The following is a 4,485-nucleotide window of genomic DNA, read 5'->3' as shown; positions in this document are numbered from 1 at the left end:
CTAAAAGAGAGGTTTATGAGATGCCTGGTTTGAACCGCACGCCGTTGTATGACTTGCACGTTGAGTTGGGTGGTAAGATAGTTGATTTTGCTGGTTGGGAGATGCCTGTTCAGTATCCTTTGGGGATCATGGGGGAGCATAAGCAGTGTCGTGAGAAGGCGGCGTTGTTTGATGTGTCTCACATGGGTCAGGTGATCCTGCGGGGCGAGAATGTGGGTGAGAAGCTGGAAGCTTTGTGCCCGCAGGCCTATGCGACCCTGAAGGAAGGCAAGGCGCGGTACGGGTTCTTTACGAACGCGGAAGGCGGGATCATGGATGATCTGATCGTGTCGAACGCGGGGGACCACTATTTTGTGGTGGTGAACGCGGCACTGCGCCATCAGGACATTCCGCATATGCGTGACAACCTTGAAGGCGTCGAAGTGACCGAGATCTTCGACCGCGCGCTGGTGGCCGTACAGGGCCCTGCCGCGGAAAACGTGGTGGGTGAGCTCTGCCCCGCGGCCCGCGATCTGAAGTTCATGGAAACCACTCTGGCCGATATCAACGGCGTCGAATGCCGCATCTCGCGCCTGGGCTATACCGGCGAGGATGGCTACGAGATCTCGATCCCCGAGGACAAGGCGATCGAGATCAGCAAGGCCTTCCTGGCGCATGAGGATTGCGAACCGGCGGGTCTGGGTGCGCGCGACAGCCTGCGGCTGGAGGCGGGTCTGTGCCTTTATGGCAATGACATTGGCCAGAGCACCTCGCCGATCGAGGCATCCTTGGGCTGGGCGATCCAGAAGCGCCGCAAGGAAGAGGGCGGTTTCCCGGGGGCGGCCCGCGTTCAGAAGGAACTGGCCGAAGGGGCCGCGCGCAAGCTGGTGGGCATCAAGCCCGAAGGCCGTGCGCCTGCCCGTCAGGGCGTGGAAGTGCAATGCCTTGAGGGCAACAGCATTGGTCAGATCACCTCGGGCAGCTTTGGCCCCACGGTCGGTGGCCCTGTTGCAATGGGCTATGTGTCCGCAGGCCATGGCGAGCCGGGCGAGAAGGTGAACCTGATCATCCGGGGCAAGGTGCAACCGGCCGAGATCGTGGCGCTGCCCTTCGTCAAACAGAATTACAAGCGTTGAAGTCAGGAGAGAGAAGACATGGCAACCTATTATTCCGAAGAGCATGAATGGCTGACCGTCGAAGGGGACACGGCCACTCTGGGCATCACCAAGCATGCCGCCGAGCAGCTGGGTGAAGTGGTGTTCGTCGAGCAGCAGGAAGCTGGCGACGAGTTCGAAAAGGGCGGTGAGATCGGCGTGATCGAATCCGTCAAGGCCGCGTCCGAGCTGTATGCCCCGGTGGATGGCGAGATCGTCGAGGTGAACGAGGCGCTGGCCGACAATCCCGGCGCGCTGAACGAAGACCCCGAGGGTGAGGCCTGGATCTACAAGGTCAAGATCAGCGACGCATCGCAGCTGGAAGATCTGATGGATCTGGACGGCTACAAGGCCCTGATCGGCTAAGCCCGTACCGGAGCCCCGGTTTGGGGCTCCGCATGTTCGGGCCGGCCCTTGTCCGGCCCTCTCCCTACTACCGGAGGCTGTCGCAGTCTCCGCCCGACCTGACCTATTCGACAGGAGCGCTGCAATGGCCTTCAAACTGACCGACTACGAAGCCTATGACTTTGCCAATCGCCGCCACATCGGCCCGTCGCCCACCGAGATGCGCGACATGCTCAAGGTGATCGGCTTCAAGACGCTGGACCAGCTGATCGACGCCACCGTCCCGCCCGCGATCCGGCAGAAGGAACCGCTGGACTGGGGTCCGGCCATGACCGAACGCGATGCGCTGTTCTACATGAAAGAGGTGGCGAGCAAGAACAAGGTTCTGACCTCGCTGATCGGTCAGGGCTATTACGGCACCACCACGCCGGCACCGATCCTGCGCAACATTCTGGAAAACCCGGCCTGGTACACCGCCTACACGCCCTATCAGCCCGAGATCAGCCAGGGCCGTCTTGAGGCGCTGTTGAACTTCCAGACCATGGTCAGCGATCTGACCGGGCTGGACGTGGCCAACGCATCCTTGCTGGACGAAGCCACAGCCGCCGCCGAAGCTATGGCGATGGCCAAACGCGGTGGCCGCTCCAAAGCCAACAACGCGGCTTTCTTCGTGGACAAGAACTGCCACCCGCAGACCATCGCGGTCATCAAAACCCGCGCCGAGCCTCTGGGCATCGACGTCCAGGTCGCCGACCCGGATCAGCTGGACGCGGGCGCCGTCTTTGGCGCGATCTTCCAGTATCCGGGTACCCATGGCCATGTGCGCGACTTCACGAACGAGATCGCGGCGCTGCATGAACATAAAGCGATCGCCATCGTCGCCGCCGACATCCTGTCGCTGGCGCTGCTGAAATCGCCCGGCGAGATGGGCGCGGATATTGCCATCGGCTCGACCCAGCGGTTTGGTGTTCCGATGGGCTATGGCGGCCCGCACGCCGCGTATATGGCGACCACCGACAAGCTGAAGCGGGCGATGCCCGGCCGGATCATCGGTGTGTCGATCGACAGCCGCGGCAACAAGGCCTACCGCCTGTCGCTGCAGACCCGCGAGCAGCATATCCGCCGCGAGAAAGCCAACTCGAACGTCTGCACCGCGCAGGCGCTGCTGGCGGTGATCGCCTCGATGTATGCTGTGTATCACGGCCCCGACGGCATCAAGGCCATCGCGCAATCGGTGCACCGCAAGACCTCGCGTCTGGCCGCCGGTCTGGAAGAGGCGGGCTTCTCGGTCGAGCCGGAAGTATTCTTCGACACCATCACGGTTGAGGTCGGTCATCTGCAGAATGTTGTCATGGAGGCCGCCGTGGCCCGTGGCGTCAACCTGCGCAAGGTTGGCGAGACCAAGGTCGGCATCAGCCTTGACGAACAGACCCGTCCCGAGACCATCGAGGCCGTCTGGGGTGCCTTCGGCATCGACCGCAAGGATGACAGCTCGAACAAGCAGTACCGCCTGCCGGATTATGCGCTGCGCGAGACGCCTTATCTGACCCACCCGATCTTCCACAAGAACCGGGCCGAGGCCGAGATGACCCGCTATATGCGCCGTCTGGCCGACCGCGATCTGGCGCTGGACCGGGCGATGATCCCTCTGGGCTCGTGCACCATGAAGCTGAACGCCACGATCGAGATGATCCCGGTCACCTGGCCCGAGTTCGGCAATCTGCACCCGTTCTGCCCCGAAGATCAGGCGCAGGGCTATCTTGAGATGATTGCCGATCTGAATGACAAGCTGTGCCAGATCACCGGCTATGACGCGATCAGCCAGCAGCCCAACTCGGGCGCGCAGGGTGAGTACGCAGGCCTGCTGACCATCCGCAACTATCACTTCGCCCGCGGCGAAGGGCACCGCAATGTCTGCCTGATCCCGACCTCGGCGCATGGCACCAACCCGGCCTCGGCCCAGATGGTGGGCTGGCAGGTTGTCCCGGTGCAGGCGGATGAGAACGGCAACATTGATCTGAATGACTTCCGCGCCAAGGCGGAAAAGCACTCGGATCATCTGGCTGCCTGCATGATCACCTACCCGTCCACCCATGGCGTGTTCGAGACCACCGTGCAGGAGGTCTGCCAGATCACCCATGATCATGGCGGTCAGGTCTATATCGACGGCGCCAACATGAACGCCATGGTCGGTCTCTCGCGTCCGGGTGACATTGGCGGCGACGTCAGCCACCTGAACCTGCACAAGACCTTCTGCATCCCGCATGGCGGTGGCGGCCCCGGCATGGGTCCGATCGGGGTCAAGGCGCATCTGGAAGAGCACCTGCCGGGTCATCCGGAATACGGCACTGCCGTGGGTCCGGTCTCGGCGGCACCGTTTGGCTCGCCCTCGATCCTTCCCGTCTCATGGGCCTATGTGCTGCTGATGGGTGGCGCGGGTCTGACCCAGGCGACCAAGGTGGCGATCCTGAACGCCAACTACATCGCGGCACGTTTGCAGGATGCTTATCCGATCCTCTACACCTCCGAGACAGGTCGTGTGGCGCATGAATGCATCCTCGACACCCGTCCGCTGGCGGATGAGGGCAATGTCAGTGTGGACGATGTGGCCAAGCGTCTGGTCGATTCAGGCTTCCACGCCCCGACCATGTCCTGGCCGGTGGCGGGCACCCTGATGGTGGAGCCCACGGAATCGGAACCCAAGGACGAGCTGGACCGCTTCTGTGACGCCATGCTCTCGATCCGCTCCGAGGCGCAGGACATCATCGACGGCAAGATCGACGCGGAAAACAACCCGCTGAAAAACGCCCCCCACACGGTGCGCGATCTGGTCGGCGACTGGGACCGCCCCTACACCCGTGAACAGGCCTGCTTCCCGCCGGGCTCCATGGGCGTCGACAAATACTGGTCCCCCGTCAACCGCGTCGACAACGCATACGGCGACAGAAACCTGATCTGCACATGCCCGCCCATGTCAGAATACGAAGAAGCCGCAGAGTAATAGAGA

The 4,485-nt window shown here is 62.4% G+C and carries 3 protein-coding genes; all 3 read left to right on the top strand.

The window, feature by feature from the left end; genetic code table 11:
- The first annotated feature begins 20 nt into the window (after positions 1-20).
- The 3 genes from gcvT to gcvP all read left to right on the top strand — a co-directional run bounded on the left by gcvT (position 21) and on the right by gcvP (position 4,479).
- Positions 21-1,115 carry a glycine cleavage system aminomethyltransferase GcvT gene (gene gcvT, locus ACR0IO_RS22730; RefSeq protein ID WP_480745078.1) on the top strand — a complete coding sequence of 365 codons (1,095 nt, stop codon included), beginning with the start codon at positions 21-23 and terminating at the stop codon, positions 1,113-1,115.
- An 18-nt stretch (positions 1,116-1,133) separates the two neighbouring features.
- The gene (gcvH, locus tag ACR0IO_RS22725) at positions 1,134-1,499 is read left to right on the top strand and encodes a glycine cleavage system protein GcvH (RefSeq protein WP_155134194.1); all 366 of its coding nucleotides are present in this window, start codon (positions 1,134-1,136) and stop codon (positions 1,497-1,499) included.
- 124 nt (positions 1,500-1,623) lie between these two features.
- Positions 1,624-4,479, top strand: coding sequence for an aminomethyl-transferring glycine dehydrogenase (gene gcvP / locus ACR0IO_RS22720; RefSeq protein ID WP_480745075.1), 2,856 nt, complete (start codon positions 1,624-1,626; stop codon positions 4,477-4,479).
- The last annotated feature ends 6 nt before the right edge of the window (positions 4,480-4,485 follow it).

This window comes from Ruegeria sp. CE12, from assembly GCF_056537525.1.
Note: the sequence above shows the minus strand (reverse complement) of the source record. Positions and strands in the feature narration are given on the sequence as shown.